The following is a 15,382-nucleotide window of genomic DNA, read 5'->3' as shown; positions in this document are numbered from 1 at the left end:
AAAAAAAGAGTTTATGTATATTGGCATAATATCCGATTCTGATTGCTGTATCCCACTAATGGGTACACTTGTATCTCAGAGGATACAAGTGTACTTGTTCTATTCACCTTCACCTGATTTATTTACCAATCAAAAAGTGAAAGCGTTTGCAGAACAGTTTCATATACCGTTTATTGAGGAGAAAAATAAGACTAACGATATCTATGAATGGATAGAAAAAGGAAAGTTTGATGCCTGCTTTATAATTGGTTATAGCCGATTGATTCAACTAGACAGGCTAAAGAATATAGCCGCTAAGCTATTCAATATTCATTTTGGACCATTACCGGCTTTCAGAGGTCCTGTTCCTGTATTCTGGCAATTAAAGTATGGAGTGGAAAAATTGGGAATGGTTATTCATAGATTAAATAAAAACTTTGATGAAGGGGCTGTAGTATGGGTAAAAGAGATCCCTAACCAAGCACACTATAATTTTAGGAGTGTTATGCAACTATTTAGTGAGCTATGTGTAGAAGGAGCATTCTTTATCTTGCAATGTCTTATGAATAGATTGTCATTAATTGAAATAAACAGAAAGCACATTAACCCTTCTTTTCAGAAACGGCCATTATTACAGGATGTTTCAATTGATTGGAAACACATGACAGCTAGTGATATTTGTAACCTGACAAGAGCTTGCAACCCTTGGAACAAAGGAGCTATTACTTTCTGGAATAAACAAGAGCTGAAAATCATGGATGCCATAGTATTAGGAGATAGTAAAGCATCTGCAGGAACGATCATATCTTATGATAACAAGATGCAGATTGCTTGTAGTGATGGCAAATCAATAGGAATTTCAATGCTCTATTATATGGATAGTTATCAGCCATCTTACAACTTTAAACTACTTAAGTGTTATATTGGAGACACTTTTAATTAGAAATATGCTCATACGTATTATTGAGACTCTTAAAATATTTTTTTATTAATTCAAACCCCAAATTAAAAATTAAAGTTATGAATGAAGAACTAGAAACAAGAAAAGAGTGGGTAACACCCGAGATTATTGATTTGGATGTGGAAAACACTACATCAGGAGATTCTCATCCTACAGAGAATACTGCGGGTGGCCCCGTCTCGTAAATCATCATCCCAAATTACAAGACTGAGATGTAAACAAAAAAATAGAGTTGTATTAAAGTTCGATTAAAAAAAATCATAATTATTACATCTCTATTTTTTGAGCAAAAATCACTTAATAAGAAGACATGAGACTACATTTTCCTATAGATTTGGTAGACATTCAAATTGTAAATAAGTTCTCGGATGATGCAATAGATCCAAATTACACTACTCAAAGGCTAAAAATTAGCGAAGCAGATTTTATAATACAAATTGAACACGTGGCTCAATATCGTGTACAAAGCGGATCTAAAATTCAGGTACTTCCGGAAAAAGATGCAGATCAAGATTCCGTACAACTTTTTTTGAATGGCTCCGTATTAGGTGCTGTTCTTCATCAAAGAGGTATCATTCCTTTTCACGGTAGTTCTTTTGAATGCCAAGGGAAAAGAATCCTTATTTGTGGACATTCTGGAGTTGGAAAATCATCAATTACTGCTGCATTCTGTCAAAATGGAGCACATTTTATTAATGACGATATCACGCCAATAAGCTTTATTGACTCATTCCCTATCATTATTCCTATACGAACAGAAGTAAAATTATGGGATGATACCCTTCAAGCACTTCAAATTGAAAATGAAAACAAGAAAAAAATCAGGCCTTCCATAGATAAATTCTATGTCCCTCTTTTGCCAATATGTAATGAGAAAAAACAATTGGATACAATAGTTATTCTTTCCACTCACAACGATGAGGCATATAAAGTTATTAGACCAACAGGAATTGATAAATATAAATTGATAAAAAAGAATATTTATCGGAAAATGTATTTACGAGGTATGCCTCAAACTGAGAAGAACTATTTTCAACAACTATTAAAACTGGCTGGCTGTGTAGATATAATTCAAATATTCAGGCCTAAAATTAGCGATATATATTCAACAACGGATTTTATCCGCAAACAACTACTTCCATGAAGAACATCGTTTGGCTAGTATCATATCCAAAATCAGGAAATACTTGGTTCCGAATGTTTTTAGCCAACTATATTTTCAATGCACAGCAACCTTTGTCTCTCAATAAAATAGAAGAGAGTCCCATTGCAAGCAGTGCCATCGATTTTGAAGAAGAGACGGGGCTTAATTCTTTCGAACTAACGCCTGAAGAGGTCGATCTTTATCGTCCTGATATATACCGAAATCTCTCAAAGCAAAGAGAAAATATAGATGGTTGGCTTTACAAGAAAACACATGATGCCTATACACTAAATTCTAATAAAGAGCCTATTTTTCCCGCAGATGTTACCATGGGAGCTGTTTATTTTGTTCGCAATCCATTGGATGTATGCATTTCGTACGCTAATCATAATGCATCTGAAATCAGTAAAACGGTAGACCTTATACAAAATAGAAATGCGACAATTGGCGGAAAAAGGAATGGTCAACTAAGGCAAATACTACTCTCTTGGCAAGATCACTATAAAAGTTGGAATGAACAAAATTCTATTCCAATACATACTGTCAGATACGAAGATATGCAGCAAAGACCATTGGAAGTATTCGGCTCTATTATTAAGTTTCTGCAACTTGAGTACAATGAAGATCGTCTGAACCGCGCTATTATAAATAGTGACTTTAAACTATTACAGCAAATGGAACATGAACAAGGATTTAAAGAAAAAACACAGAAGGCCAAAAGCTTTTTCTGGAAAGGTACGATTGGAAATTATCGTAACTACCTTTCAGAAAATCAAATTAATCAGATAGTAGACAGTAGCTATGAAACGATGAAACAATTAGGCTATATTGATAAAAATGATATATTAACAATTTAGAATAAATGCAATGGAAAAGTACTATAGAAATCAGCAGATTATAGATGGCGAGTTAGACAATAATCAGGTAATGATGCACTTAGATAAAGGCAAATATTATGGATTAAACCCAGTAGGTAAACGAATTTGGGAACTCTTGGAAACGCCATGCAGCTTCGAAGAAATTATTGAAATTCTATTGGGAGAGTTTAGTGTAAATAGAGATATATGTATTAGTGAAGTGCAAGATTTTCTGGACAAATCTATCAAGTATGATATTATAAAAAAAATATGAAACTTATCCATCGATTTATAGAAATATCATATAAAGAGAAAACGCTTTTTATGGAAGCACTGTTGTTTCTGCTTTACTCAAAAATACTTCTTTTCATTTTTCCGTTTAAAACTTGTATTAGGCAATTCAAAAGCATTGAGCAATTAAATCATAGTATAGATATCAGCACTTTGAAAAATGTCCGCACGGCTATATTTAGAGCCAATAAATTAGTCTTCTGGAAAAACATCTGTATAGTCAATTCATTTGCAGCACGAATGATGCTACAAAGTCGAGGTATTGCTTCAGTAATGCATCTTGGATTACGATACAAGAATTCGACAAATATGGAAGCACATGCATGGCTGATGGTGGGAGATATCAATATTACCCCCAAAGGGGAAGAGAATTATAAAGAAATCTATCATTTTTAACTCAATGAAACTATTGTTATGAGCTTCATATTTGGTATTGTAAGTCTTAATGACGACTCAATAGACACTAAAGATATTCGTACACTTTGCAACGCTGTGAAATGGGACGGTTTTGAAGACTGCATTGATATTCATAACAAGTTTGCTATAGGTTATTGTTGGAATAGAGACAGAGCACCCAAAGCGGGCATTTACAATGATGAGCACGTTACAGTGATATGTGACGCCCGAGTTTATAATATATCTGAATTGCACAAAGATATTTCTTTTATTACTTTGGAAGAAGCATTTGCTAAAGCTTATTCTAGATGGGGTAACTTATGTGCTGACAAATTCAATGGAGATTTTTCTGTAGTAATTATAGATCATAAGTTGCAAAAGATCATTCTCTTTCGTGATCATATTGGAGTGCGTCCTCTGTGCTATATCATCCAAAACAGACAATTGATCTTTTCCTCGCACGAGTTTGGCATTGCTAAATCTAACCTAAGTACAAATTCCATTTCAATAGAATATTTGATTCGTCGTTTTCCTAAATTTAAGAAACAAAAATATTGCTTGACCACCTTTCAGAATATATTAAAAGTAATTCCCGGACATAGCCTGACAATATCAAATTCAAAAATTAAAAATGTAAAATACTGGTTTCCTGAAAGAATAAAGAAGAATCGGCAACTCACCCTAGAAGAAACGGTTTTTCAACTTCGCCAACATCTAATAAATGCAACAAAAAGAAGAATGGAGCCCGGCATGATAGGTACTCATGTAAGTGGAGGTCTCGATTCATCTGGAATAGCAGCTATACTTGCAGATAATATTGGCGACAAAGAACGCTTGATTGGCTATTCCTGGTCACCCGAAGTTTTTGTTGGATTAGTAGGGGGGGGCATTAATGAAAAAGAACTGATCGAAAGTTTCGCAAAAAAGAAAGAACTACTTGTCAGGTTCTATACATGGGATGAAGATCGCTTGATTGAAGAGATATGCCAACCGGAGTTTGAACATATGAACATTGAGAAACAGACAATGAAACAGGCGAGAAAAGACAATATACGAATTTTCTTCAGTGGATGGGGTGGAGATGAATTTGTTTCATTAAGTCACCGTGGATCGCTCAACCATATTATTCTACATTTTAAGCTTGCAGCTCTATATCGTTGGATTAAACATTTTGGTATAAAAAACACCATTGGAAGAATGAAAGGGGAAATAGTACCGCTTCTCATACCTTCTATTTTTAATAATAAAGATGCTATAAAAGCAGAATTCAAATTATTTGAGAAATCTTTTATAATCAGGCATTGGAAACTATTTTTATTCAATTGGAAAGGATCATTTTACGGTTGGGGAAATCGTACTAGATTTATGCTAAATTTACTTTACAACTATCATATCCCTGACAGAATGGACTCATGGGCTCTCTTTGCAGAGAAATACGGATTTGAATATAAATATCCACTTTTAGACAAAAAACTATTGGAGTTTTGGTTTACAGTCCCCGTTCAGTATACCTACGAATTAAAGATATCCAGATATCTTTATAGAGAGTCATTAAAAGGAATTCTTCCTGAAGAAATTAGAACCCGGAAAGATAAGTTTGAAGGGGCTTTGCAGAAGAATAACATACGACACAAGCAAGAAATAAAGAAACAATGGGCTAGGCATCTGGAACTATTTACTAATAACGACTTTCTATTATTTTTCAATTCAGAAGAGTTTCAGAAATTAACGATTGAAAGAGTTGATTTAAACACACATAAATTAAGCGATAGAGTCAAATTCAACAACGATTTTATATACCTAAAGTTTTATCTACGATATAATAGTTTATGCAAAAAATACTTTACTCACAAACCCAAATAACATTTGAAGTCCAACTGAGTTATATTCAGATCATTTCTAGCACCATTTCCAAAACTTTCCCCAACGATTCTTCAACCGATTCCTTATCCGTTGATAATATTAGTGCAGAATTTTGAGGAACTTCATAAGGAGCATCAATACCGGTAAGTCCTTTAAACTTACCAGCGGCAAATTTAGCATACAAACCCTTAGGATCTCGTTGCATGCAAGTTTGAATATCTGCATCCACATACACTTCTATCATCCTGTCACCAATAATGCGAGATGCCTCTTCCCTATCCTTCTCATACGGTGAGATGAATGCTGCTATGACTACTAGCCCTGCATCATTCATTAACTTAGCTATCTCGGCAACTCTGCGGATGTTTTCAGAGCGATCCTCTGGTGAAAAGCCCAAGTCTGAGTTCAATCCGTGACGCAGGTTATCACCGTCCAACACACAAGCATGAACACCTCGTTCCAATAGTGTTGGCTCGAGCAACCGGGCAATGGTAGATTTACCGGAACCACTCAGCCCAGTCAGCCAGACAGTAGCAGGTTTGTGCCCAAATAACTCCTCCCGTTGCTTTGTCGTCACCGTACTTTTCTCTTCAGAAAGATAGCGCTTCTCCTGAACCTTCTCTGCTACTTGATCCAAAATCACTCCTCCACCACTTGTAGCATTGCTATTTCTATCTATCAAAATAAAAGCACCCATCGCTTTATTTCTCCTGAACGAATCGTAAATGAGTGGACGTTGTAACACCAGCTCCACCCTTCCTATATCATTCAAGGCCAAGTTCTCCGAAGAGATCCGGGTCAACTCATTGATGTTGTACTTATAACGTACCGATTTAATTCTCACGGGCATGCACTGCATATTACATTTCAACAGATATTCTCCACCTATTTGCAAAGGAAAATTATCCATCCAAACCAACATTGCTTCCAGCACATTACCTACTACTGGAACGTTATTTGGTTTAGTCAATACCATTCCTCTAGAGATATCCACTTCATTCTCCATGGTAAGTACTACCGGAGTTGATGCAAATGCTTCCTCCAGATTACCATCAAAAGTTTCAATGCTTTTTATTCTGGTTTTCTGACGTGATGGTAAAACAATCACTTCATCTCCTTTACGAATAATCCCAGAAGCGATGCTACCGGCATATCCTCGAAAAAAAGCATTTGGACGAATGACGTACTGCACAGGGAAACGGAAATCCATCAAGTTACGATCATTAACCGGCTGTACATTCTCCAAGTAGTTCAATAACGGCCCCCCCATATACCAGCTCATTTTAGTACTCGGAATAACCACATTTTCTCCGGTAAGAGCTGAAATTGGAATAAAATGAATGGAATCAATATCCAGTTTATTAGCAAAGGCCAAGTAGCCTTGCCTGATAGATTCAAAAATAGATTCACGGTAGCTTACTAAGTCCATCTTATTAACTACTACTACAATATTACGTATGCCCATGATAGAGGCTATCAGACTGTGCCGTCTGGTTTGAGCCTTTACCCCGTTTTGCGCATCAACGAGTATTAACGCCATTTCGCAATGCGAAGCACCAGTAGCCATATTGCGCGTATATTGTTCATGACCGGGAGCATCACAAAGAATAAAGCTTTTTTTCTCCGTGGAGAAATAACGATACGCCACATCAATGGTAATTCCTTGCTCCCTCTCCGCCCTTAGTCCATCGGTCAACAAAGAGAGATCTATTTCATCTTCTGTTGTATTAAACACTTTAGAGTCCTGCTGAATAGCCTCCAAATGATCTTTATAAATTAAATGAGAATCGTACAACAGTCTACCGATCAGAGTAGATTTTCCATCATCTACACTACCCGCTACCAACAAACGTAACATTTCTTTCTGTTCGTGACGCTTCAGGTAAGTAGATAAATCATTATGAATCAACTCTTGTTCACGTACTATATAGTTCATCGTGTCTCTATCCATAGTTTTAAAAATAACCTTCTCGTTTCTTCTCTTCCATACTCGCTTTCCCGTCAAAGTCAATTAACCTGCCCTGTCTCTCGGATGTGTTGACCAAAAGCATCTCTCTTACAATCTCATCAATCGTTTCAGCGTCCGATTCAATAGCTCCTGTAAGGGGATAGCAACCCAATGTACGGAAACGCACTTTCTTATAGACTATTTTTTCTTCTACTTTCAGTTTCATCCGATCATCGTCCACCATGATCAACATACCGTTACGTTCTACAACAGGTCTTTCTTTGGCAAAGTATAACGGAACAATAGAAATTTTCTCCAATTGAATATATCGCCAGATATCCAGTTCCGTCCAGTTAGATAAAGGAAAAACACGAATTGACTCTCCTTTTTTTATTCGTGTATTATATACATCCCATAATTCCGGACGCTGATTCTTAGGGTCCCATTGATGAAATTCATCTCTGAAACTGAAAATACGTTCTTTTGCCCTTGATTTTTCTTCATCCCTTCTGGCTCCTCCAAATGCAGCATCAAAATGATATTTGTTCAATGCCATCTTCAGCGCATCCGTCTTCATAATACGCGTATGCATCTCCGAACCATGATCAAACGGATTAATATTTTGTGCCAATCCATCCGGATTAGTAAACACAATCAAATCAAAGCCTATTTCCCGGCATACCTGTTCACGAAAAGCAATCATCTCTTTGAACTTCCACTTTGTATCCACATGCATCAGCGGAAAAGGTATCTTGTCCGGATAAAAGGCCTTCTGAGCCAATCGTAGCATCACCGATGAATCCTTCCCGATAGAATATAGCATCACCGGATTGTCAAATTCTGCAGCAACCTCTCTGATAATATGAATAGCTTCTGCTTCAAGTTGCTTTAAATGTGTTGTTCTGAAATCCATGTATTTTTAATTTAAGATAGGAACTTCCATAGGGTTAATAATCCGAGTAAGAGGGTAGCCCAACCTATCGTTTTTTTCAAAATTCCCTCAGGAAGTATTTTTATGGTTTTTGCAGCAGGTACCACACTCAACATAGACCCCATGCAAAGAGGAACCACATAAAATAAATTAAGTGACCCTCCTAAAACAAAAAAGACAATTAGCCCTGTCAGACAAGTAAAACCTTCACATAACGAAGTTATCACAATAGCCTCTTTCTCCTTAACACCTGCGGCTAATTGCCCTCCGGTCATCAAAGGGCCGTATCCTCCTCCTGATAATCCTTTATTGAAAGAAGCAATAGTACCCAAAAACAATAGTCTGGGTTTACTAATAGATTTGAATACTACTTTTCGGAAATAATGGCTATATATGAGATAAATTCCTATTGCTACAATCATTATTCCTATATACAGATTAGCATAGTGCTGACCAATTGTTTTAAGTTGAGTACTCAGAACTGTAGCAATCATAACTCCAACAACAGAAGGAACAGTCAAAATAAGAAAAGCTGTTTTTATATTTTTATTCTTCCACAGATCAACATTTCCTTGTCGATGATGCTCAATACCAGCAAAAAAACCTGTTAGCAGTTCCGAGAGAAGTATTACCGGAACTATTTCTTGTCTTATAGCGCCAAAAGTAAGTAACAAAGGGGTGAGCGTGGTTCCGTATCCCATACCCAAAGAACTGTCAATGTATTCGCAAAAAGCAGAGATTAAAAAAAGAAAAACAACGATCATCCAGTTGGGAGTACTGAAAACAATTGTTTCATTATTCATAAATAACACAATAGCAACTGATGCCAATATAAGGCAAAATAACCATATCAATGTTACGCTTTTAACCCGGTTTATAGCCTTCATGAGATTTGTGTTAACAATAAAAAAATCATCAGTAAAGAATTTGTGTAAAGTTAATGCCTTTTTAGAAAATACAAAATTCTACTAGACAAAAATATGTCTGGTAAAATATATTTTAAAAATAAAATTAGAAGTTAGCTGTAGATACACCCTAAAACGGGTGAAAATTCATATGAAGAAAAAAGCTTTTAATTAAGAGCGAAAGACGGGACTCGAACCCGCGACCCCAACCTTGGCAAGGTTGTGCTCTACCAACTGAGCTACTTTCGCAAACATTATACTGGTGAAGAGAATGAGACTCGAACTCACACGACATAACTGTCACTACCCCCTCAAAGTAGCGCGTCTACCAATTCCGCCATCCCTCCAGTACGTCAAACAAAATATTTTATCACCTAGTGCCCAGAACAAGACTCGAACTTGCACGTCATTGCTAACACTAGTACCTGAAACTAGCGCGTCTACCATTCCGCCACCTGGGCAAGGTATAAAACACTTTTTGAGCGAAAGACGGGACTCGAACCCGCGACCCCAACCTTGGCAAGGTTGTGCTCTACCAACTGAGCTACTTTCGCAATTGCGGATGCAAAGGTAGAGATTTCTCTTAAACCTGCAAATAATCCGCTTATTTTTTTGTTCAATAATTACCTAAAATATTCCTAAGATAGGCGATTCTATTGATTATCAGCTCATTCGATCCCGATAGTCCTCATACTTAAATCGTTTATAGATTTCAGCTTTCCCCTCTTTTGTCCACAAACCAATGGCCGGATGATGAATTCCATTAAACATATTTGTTTTCACCATAGTATAATGAATCATATCCTCAAACACAATACGCTCACCAATCTGAAGTTCGTGATCAAAGCTCCAATTGCCCATATAGTCTCCACTCAAACAAGAACTACCTCCCAAGCGATAAACGAAAGCACCCTTATCCCCTATCTCAGCACCAGTCACAGCAGGCTGATAAGGCATCTCTAAGCAATCGGGCATGTGGCAAGTAAAGCTTACATCCAGTATAGCGGTTTTGATCCCCCTATTCTCTACCACGTCTACTATTTCCGAGGTTAGTACCCCTGTCTGCCATGTAAAGGCCGATCCGGGTTCAAGAATAATTTGCAAGTGTGGGTAACGCATCTTGAGCTTGCACAGCAATCCTATCAGATGTTCTACATCATAGTCAGCCCGTGTCATCAAGTGTCCTCCACCCAAATTCAACCATTTAATCTGCGAGAACCAACCGGAAAACTTCTCTTCAATGTGTAGCAGTGTTTTCTCCAACTCATAAGACGATGACTCGCAATGAGTGTGACAATGGAAACCTTCAATGCCTTGAGGCAAAATCTCAGGTAGCAAATCTGCCGTTATGCCAAACCGTGTTCCCGGAGCGCAGGGATTATAAAGATCTGTTTCAACTTCTGAATACTCAGGGTTGATGCGGATGCCGCACGAAATGTCCTGCCCTTCAGTCATCGAATAGAAGCGATTGAATTGCGCCAACGAGTTGAAAGATATATGGCTACTGCAACGCATAATTTCAGGAAAGTCCCGTTCGGTATATGCCGGTGAGTAGGTATGGGCTTTGCTGCCAAACTCTTCGAGAGCTAATCGTGCCTCGTACACCGAACTGGCTGTAGAATGATCTATATATTCCCTGAAAATGGGGAACGAGCGCCACATCGCAAACGATTTAAAGGCAAGTATAATCTCTACTCCTGTTCTTTCTTTTACGTTTTGAATCAGGCCTAAATTCTTTCTTAAGAGTTCTTCTTCCATGATATAGCATGGTGAAGGAAATTGGGTAAAATCTATCATTACTGCATCTACTAGTTTAAAACGTGCTGCAAAGGTACAGAATGTTTTTCTGTTTCCATAAACAATAAAGAGACCTTCGTCAATTTATTGATCTCAACCAAGGATATCGACAACGGCTCTAATGAATTTCTAATCTTATTATAATGGTTTTCTAACTACAAGCAGGGAGATAACCACCTTTCTTTGTGATGTCGAAAGGCAATAAAAGCTCAATGAATATTAGAACAAGATATATAACCCATTAAAAAACCGAGATTATGAAAAAGTTTATTTTTGCAGCTGCCATGGTAGCAATGATCTGTGCAAGTAACGTAGCATTCGCCCAAGTTAAAAAAGTAGAACCAGCAAAAACTGAACAAACTGCAAGTAAGAAAGCAGAAGCCAAAACAGTTAAGAAGTCAGCTGTTAAGGCTATGAAAACGACAAAAGCTGAGACGAGAGCAACAACTAAAGCTACTAAAAAAGCTTGCGCTAAATAAGAAACTTCCTATTTTGTACTTAGAGAAGAGAGGGGCTTTCCGTAAAGGAGAGTTCCTCTCTTCCTTTTTGGGAGCTAGAACAGATATGCAACATATTTTGGGTTTGTCAATACGATATTGAATAAATAAAAAAATAGCTCATATTGCAACTTTCCGAAAATAGTATTACATTTGGATGTTTTTTGAACAAAATGAATATTATAATAATGAACGCAGAGATTAGGGTAAGACAAGTTGAGGAAGGTGATTTTTCACAAATAGTAAACCTGTTCAAAGACTTTGCAACATTTTAGAAACTCCCTGAGAAGATGACCAATTCCGTTGAAAGAATGAATAAAGAGAAAGCTTTTTTCAACTGCTTTGTAGCCGAGACAAAGGATCATCAGATTATAGGATATGCAACGTATTTCTTCGGCTACTACACGTGGATCGGCAAATCGCTCTATATGGACGATTTGTATGTTAAGCCTGAATATCGAGCAATGGGAATCGGCACTAAGCTCATAAATAGAGTGATTGAGTTTGCTAAAGATTCAGAATGTCACAAACTACGCTGGCAAGTATCTGAATGGAATAAACCGGCAATCGGTTTTTATAAAAATATTGGTGCTCAAGTAGATAGTACCGAGCAGAATTGCGATTTGATATTTGACAGATAAGCTAAATTAGCTATATAATGACTTAAAATTAAACTATTATGAAACCAAAGAATTTATTCAAAGTCTGTTTGTTATTTCTCGCTATTTCTAGTTTTGTATCTTGTGACAAAGATGACAAAATAGATATTTCTCAATTAAAAGGTACATGGAGCGTTGTTTACGATGATCCGAATTTATCAGTTGATGGTTTTGTAACATACACCTTCAATGAGGATAAGACTTGTAAAATTTATTGCTACGACGCATTATCAAATAGAGATACGACTATTAATCGTACGTACATAGTCAGCTTAGACCAAACTTTGCTTACTTTGTTCAATGAAGAAAACAGATATACAGAACAATATGATATTCTCAAACTAACCTCGAAAACTATGAAATGGAGAAATACAACTCCCAGCGATGGAAATTCCGATAAAAAGCTAGAGAAAGAATGAGACATCTGAGTCTGTTATATACCCTTCAATTTTAAAAACCAAGCCCCAGACCAAAATAAAATCGTCCGCCATCTTTTGATACGAAATAAGAGAACTTGCCGGTGTAATCTTTGAATAATGTCAACCACCATCCACCGCCATAAGAGGTGTGCCATTTCCGTGACTGTTCACCGGGATACCAAACCCGTCCGTAATCAAATCCGGCGAATACTCCGTACAGAAGCGGTGTATAAGGATTTTTCAGATGGCCCAAATCGAGTCGGAGATCTGTATGCCCATAGAGCGATTGTTTACCGATGAAACGATTGTTTCTAAAGCCTCTGACTTCGATCGTTGCCGCTTGATAAAATTCGTATTTATCGGAGAATAAAGCCGCTCCTTTTATTTCAGTAAGCATAGATAACCGATCGTTATAAGCCAAATTGAAGGATAATTCAGATTTTACATAAGGGATATTTCTGCCAAAATCACTTACATTGAATGTCCATCCGGGTATCAATGAAAACTTTACTAAAGGGACCATAGTCGCCAATTTACGAGTGACCTCATACTTCAGGTTAACGCCCAAAAATGTTTTCGTTTTGAAGATGTCGGCGTCCCTATCATAAAGAGTATTTATGAATCGACCTGTTGGCTGCTTAATATCGAATGATTCTAACATCAACTGGACAATAAACTTCTGCCCGCGATTAAATTTCCAATAAAAAGAGGGTTGCAAAGTATATTTGGCAATGTTTACCCGATTGTAATTCTTGCTCTCATCGTCGTAGCTAACTGATTTGTTTCCATATCCGAAAAAATTAAAAAAGTTATAAGGCATACCGATAAAAGCCTCGATGTTGAAACTCTTCTTTTCATCATACGTTGGAAAAAATCCTTGATACATAAATCCGTCAAGATAACTATAACCCAACCGATACTGATACGTGTAAGGAGATCGTTTAAATCCATAAACGCTTCTGGTAACGTACGCACCCAGATACAGTCCTAAGTCTGAGTCATAAATACTCCACGGTGTAAAAGAGAGTGTTTTATATTTCAATTTTTCATAATCATAAGCATGCACTTTCTCTACATTCGTTTTAATAAGGTTCGCTCCTGCAAGCAAATCATCCGCCTCTTTATACGCTTCAGACTCGTAAACTCTTGTTCTTTTACCTTTTTCAATCTGATAAGTATTCGTTCCCTTTCCTCCAACTAAGACGATATGAGCATCTTTTTTCGATGGATCGTTTAGTTTAAATTCATCATCTCCACCCAAGCCATACAGCCAGATTTCTTTCGTCGTCTTGTCATAGTTTTTATCAAATACCAGACGGCCAGACTGTTTATCGTATATCTCAATTTTTGTAGTGCGATTCTCTTTCTGATTTATTACAAAAAGATCGTTTTTATTCGTGCCCGTAATCACCGGATTTTCTTGCAATATGTCATAATATTGTTGGGCGATCCGATCAAGAGAGTTTCTCCTTTTCTTGAGTTTCTTTTTGATACTCTCGGTCTCTTTCAAGCCATAAATCTCCTTGGGCAATTCGGTAAAAGCCTTATCTATTACCTTATCGGTTAATATACGTTTGATATCTCGAGCTTGTTTGACCCAGTCATCACGACTACTTTCAGAGGTAAGCACCATATCCAAAGGCAAACTAGCGGAATTTACTTTCTTTAGATGTTTATATTCACTACTATAATTTGTGATATTACTAATTCCGAACATTCCTAATATTCCCTTGAATAATAACCCGTCGACCTTCGTAAATGCATGACTTCTGTCCATTACCCAAGGCGTGTAAATAATACTGTCTCCACGAGATTCTTCATACCACTTCCAGTTCTCGGTTGTTTCATTCCAGTCCCCGATTAATATATCCAAAAGACGTTCACGAATGTATTTATCTTGCACCACAATAACGGATTTATCCTCTTGCAGTTTAGCCAGCAATTCTTCGGTCTCAATAAATTTAGAGCGAACGGTAAACTTTTTCAGGTCATAGATAATCACCAAACGATCTTCAATGCCTGTGCCATCAACAATAGTGTCTGTCGTTGTTCGTTTGGGAATGTAAACTATTTTAGGATCAAAGGAACTTACACCGACATTATTGGCTAATGCATTGGCAACCAGAAAGGCATAAGGATGGGTGATGGTGTAAGCATCTCCAACAAATTTATCTAAATAGGTGTTTTTATATTCTTGCTTGCTGTATGTTTTTCTGAAAAAATCTGATTCAAGAAAAGTAGTCGATCCTCCAACTGGTTTCAACAAATATTGATGTCCCGACTTATTCTCAAGAAACATAGCCTGAAAGCGTGGGAACTGACTGACAAACTTGAGCCCACCATAGATAGAATGCAGTCTGGCGGCTTGAATAGTTATCGGAATAAAATATAAATCGCGATAATGTTTCCCCCATAAATAATTATAGAACCCACTGCGCTTATGCTCAGATTGTGAATAAATCGACTTTCGTATTTTCCCACCCGAATACAAAGGTATTGTATCGGTATCACTGCTTGTTCCTCCGAATTCAGCTACTGCCGAAGCATACGGAGACAAAGATAAAAACATTAAAAAAAGAAAGCAAACTTTTATAAGATAGTTCATGGAGTAGAATCAGTCGTATAGTATAACAAATAAAGCTTAGATATAGTTGCATTCGCATTTGCTATAAAACGTCATTGGATAAATTAGAGCTCCAATAAATGATCAATATGTAAAGCTTGCACCTTTTTTT

The 15,382-nt window shown here is 37.0% G+C and carries 15 protein-coding genes and 4 tRNA genes; 10 read left to right on the top strand and 9 right to left on the bottom strand.

Going from position 1 to position 15,382, the window contains the following annotated elements; genetic code table 11:
* Positions 1-13: 13 nt before the first annotated feature.
* The 7 genes from BQ5338_RS09010 (at position 14) to BQ5338_RS08985 (ending at position 5,491) form a co-directional block, all read left to right on the top strand.
* Complete coding sequence (locus BQ5338_RS09010) at positions 14-922, top strand: methionyl-tRNA formyltransferase (protein WP_071146465.1); 909 nt, start codon at positions 14-16, stop codon at positions 920-922.
* Positions 923-999: 77 nt separating this feature from the next.
* Positions 1,000-1,125, top strand: a complete 126-nt coding sequence (locus tag BQ5338_RS17125; protein WP_262483082.1) for a hypothetical protein — start codon at positions 1,000-1,002, stop codon at positions 1,123-1,125.
* A 125-nt stretch (positions 1,126-1,250) separates the two neighbouring features.
* The gene (locus BQ5338_RS09005) at positions 1,251-2,084 is read left to right on the top strand and encodes a P-loop NTPase family protein (protein ID WP_071146464.1); all 834 of its coding nucleotides are present in this window, start codon (positions 1,251-1,253) and stop codon (positions 2,082-2,084) included.
* Positions 2,081-2,941, top strand: coding sequence for a sulfotransferase domain-containing protein (locus BQ5338_RS09000; protein WP_071146463.1), 861 nt, complete (start codon positions 2,081-2,083; stop codon positions 2,939-2,941). Before BQ5338_RS09005 ends, BQ5338_RS09000 begins: the two co-directional genes overlap by 4 nt.
* Before the next feature lie 10 nt (positions 2,942-2,951).
* Complete coding sequence (locus BQ5338_RS08995) at positions 2,952-3,215, top strand: PqqD family protein (RefSeq protein ID WP_071146462.1); 264 nt, start codon at positions 2,952-2,954, stop codon at positions 3,213-3,215.
* Positions 3,212-3,628 carry a lasso peptide biosynthesis B2 protein gene (locus BQ5338_RS08990; RefSeq protein WP_071146461.1) on the top strand — a complete coding sequence of 139 codons (417 nt, stop codon included), beginning with the start codon at positions 3,212-3,214 and terminating at the stop codon, positions 3,626-3,628. Before BQ5338_RS08995 ends, BQ5338_RS08990 begins: the two co-directional genes overlap by 4 nt.
* Before the next feature lie 18 nt (positions 3,629-3,646).
* A complete protein-coding gene (locus BQ5338_RS08985; RefSeq protein WP_071146460.1) occupies positions 3,647-5,491 on the top strand; it encodes an asparagine synthase-related protein in 1,845 nt (614 codons plus the stop codon).
* Between the two features lie 25 nt (positions 5,492-5,516).
* Here the strand turns inward: BQ5338_RS08985 and cysN are convergent, their stop codons facing one another.
* The 8 genes from cysN to nspC all read right to left on the bottom strand — a co-directional run bounded on the left by cysN (position 5,517) and on the right by nspC (position 11,072).
* Positions 5,517-7,442, bottom strand: a complete 1,926-nt coding sequence (cysN, locus tag BQ5338_RS08980) for a sulfate adenylyltransferase subunit CysN (protein WP_205409940.1) — start codon at positions 7,440-7,442, stop codon at positions 5,517-5,519.
* Between the two features lie 4 nt (positions 7,443-7,446).
* Complete coding sequence (gene cysD, locus BQ5338_RS08975; RefSeq protein WP_071146458.1) at positions 7,447-8,352, bottom strand: sulfate adenylyltransferase subunit CysD; 906 nt, start codon at positions 8,350-8,352, stop codon at positions 7,447-7,449.
* An 11-nt stretch (positions 8,353-8,363) separates the two neighbouring features.
* On the bottom strand, positions 8,364-9,173 hold the full coding sequence (locus BQ5338_RS08970) for a sulfite exporter TauE/SafE family protein (RefSeq protein ID WP_071146457.1): 810 nt from the start codon (positions 9,171-9,173) through the stop codon (positions 8,364-8,366).
* Positions 9,174-9,451: 278 nt separating this feature from the next.
* Positions 9,452-9,524, bottom strand: a tRNA-Gly gene (locus BQ5338_RS08965).
* Between the two features lie 11 nt (positions 9,525-9,535).
* Positions 9,536-9,622, bottom strand: a tRNA-Leu gene (locus tag BQ5338_RS08960).
* Positions 9,623-9,653: 31 nt separating this feature from the next.
* Positions 9,654-9,736 (bottom strand) — tRNA-Leu (locus tag BQ5338_RS08955).
* A 20-nt stretch (positions 9,737-9,756) separates the two neighbouring features.
* A tRNA-Gly gene (locus tag BQ5338_RS08950) sits at positions 9,757-9,829 on the bottom strand.
* Between the two features lie 109 nt (positions 9,830-9,938).
* Positions 9,939-11,072, bottom strand: coding sequence for a carboxynorspermidine decarboxylase (gene nspC / locus BQ5338_RS08945; RefSeq protein ID WP_071146456.1), 1,134 nt, complete (start codon positions 11,070-11,072; stop codon positions 9,939-9,941).
* 257 nt (positions 11,073-11,329) lie between these two features.
* On the opposite strand from nspC, the gene BQ5338_RS08940 reads away from it, so the two are divergent.
* The 3 genes from BQ5338_RS08940 (at position 11,330) to BQ5338_RS08930 (ending at position 12,647) form a co-directional block, all read left to right on the top strand.
* Positions 11,330-11,551 carry a hypothetical protein gene (locus tag BQ5338_RS08940; RefSeq protein ID WP_071146455.1) on the top strand — a complete coding sequence of 74 codons (222 nt, stop codon included), beginning with the start codon at positions 11,330-11,332 and terminating at the stop codon, positions 11,549-11,551.
* Positions 11,552-11,880: 329 nt separating this feature from the next.
* A complete protein-coding gene (locus BQ5338_RS08935) occupies positions 11,881-12,210 on the top strand; it encodes a GNAT family N-acetyltransferase (protein WP_235816398.1) in 330 nt (109 codons plus the stop codon).
* A gap of 38 nt (positions 12,211-12,248) precedes the next feature.
* Complete coding sequence (locus tag BQ5338_RS08930; RefSeq protein WP_071146454.1) at positions 12,249-12,647, top strand: hypothetical protein; 399 nt, start codon at positions 12,249-12,251, stop codon at positions 12,645-12,647.
* 31 nt (positions 12,648-12,678) lie between these two features.
* Here the strand turns inward: BQ5338_RS08930 and BQ5338_RS08925 are convergent, their stop codons facing one another.
* Positions 12,679-15,216: a BamA/TamA family outer membrane protein gene (locus BQ5338_RS08925; protein ID WP_159431323.1), complete on the bottom strand. Its 2,538-nt coding sequence runs from the start codon at positions 15,214-15,216 to the stop codon at positions 12,679-12,681.
* Between the last annotated feature and the right edge of the window lie 166 nt (positions 15,217-15,382).

Origin of the sequence: Bacteroides ihuae (genome assembly GCF_900104585.1) — a bacterium.
GTDB classification, from domain to species: domain Bacteria; phylum Bacteroidota; class Bacteroidia; order Bacteroidales; family Bacteroidaceae; genus Bacteroides; species Bacteroides ihuae.
This window is presented reverse-complemented; position numbering and strand designations above follow the sequence as displayed.

Excerpts from the sequence above, each read along its gene's own strand:
- BQ5338_RS09010 (WP_071146465.1), top strand. The coding sequence starts at position 14 with ATGTATATTGGCATAATATCCGATTCTGATTGCTGTATCCCACTAATG.
- BQ5338_RS17125 (WP_262483082.1), top strand. The coding sequence starts at position 1,000 with ATGAATGAAGAACTAGAAACAAGAAAAGAGTGGGTAACACCCGAGATT.
- BQ5338_RS09005 (WP_071146464.1), top strand. The coding sequence starts at position 1,251 with ATGAGACTACATTTTCCTATAGATTTGGTAGACATTCAAATTGTAAAT.
- BQ5338_RS09000 (WP_071146463.1), top strand. The coding sequence starts at position 2,081 with ATGAAGAACATCGTTTGGCTAGTATCATATCCAAAATCAGGAAATACT.
- BQ5338_RS08995 (WP_071146462.1), top strand. The coding sequence starts at position 2,952 with ATGGAAAAGTACTATAGAAATCAGCAGATTATAGATGGCGAGTTAGAC.
- BQ5338_RS08990 (WP_071146461.1), top strand. The coding sequence starts at position 3,212 with ATGAAACTTATCCATCGATTTATAGAAATATCATATAAAGAGAAAACG.
- BQ5338_RS08985 (WP_071146460.1), top strand. The coding sequence starts at position 3,647 with ATGAGCTTCATATTTGGTATTGTAAGTCTTAATGACGACTCAATAGAC.
- cysN (WP_205409940.1), bottom strand. The coding sequence starts at position 7,442 with ATGGATAGAGACACGATGAACTATATAGTACGTGAACAAGAGTTGATT.
- cysD (WP_071146458.1), bottom strand. The coding sequence starts at position 8,352 with ATGGATTTCAGAACAACACATTTAAAGCAACTTGAAGCAGAAGCTATT.
- BQ5338_RS08970 (WP_071146457.1), bottom strand. The coding sequence starts at position 9,173 with ATGAATAATGAAACAATTGTTTTCAGTACTCCCAACTGGATGATCGTT.
- nspC (WP_071146456.1), bottom strand. The coding sequence starts at position 11,072 with ATGATAGATTTTACCCAATTTCCTTCACCATGCTATATCATGGAAGAA.
- BQ5338_RS08940 (WP_071146455.1), top strand. The coding sequence starts at position 11,330 with ATGAAAAAGTTTATTTTTGCAGCTGCCATGGTAGCAATGATCTGTGCA.
- BQ5338_RS08935 (WP_235816398.1), top strand. The coding sequence starts at position 11,881 with ATGAATAAAGAGAAAGCTTTTTTCAACTGCTTTGTAGCCGAGACAAAG.
- BQ5338_RS08930 (WP_071146454.1), top strand. The coding sequence starts at position 12,249 with ATGAAACCAAAGAATTTATTCAAAGTCTGTTTGTTATTTCTCGCTATT.
- BQ5338_RS08925 (WP_159431323.1), bottom strand. The coding sequence starts at position 15,216 with ATGTTTTTATCTTTGTCTCCGTATGCTTCGGCAGTAGCTGAATTCGGA.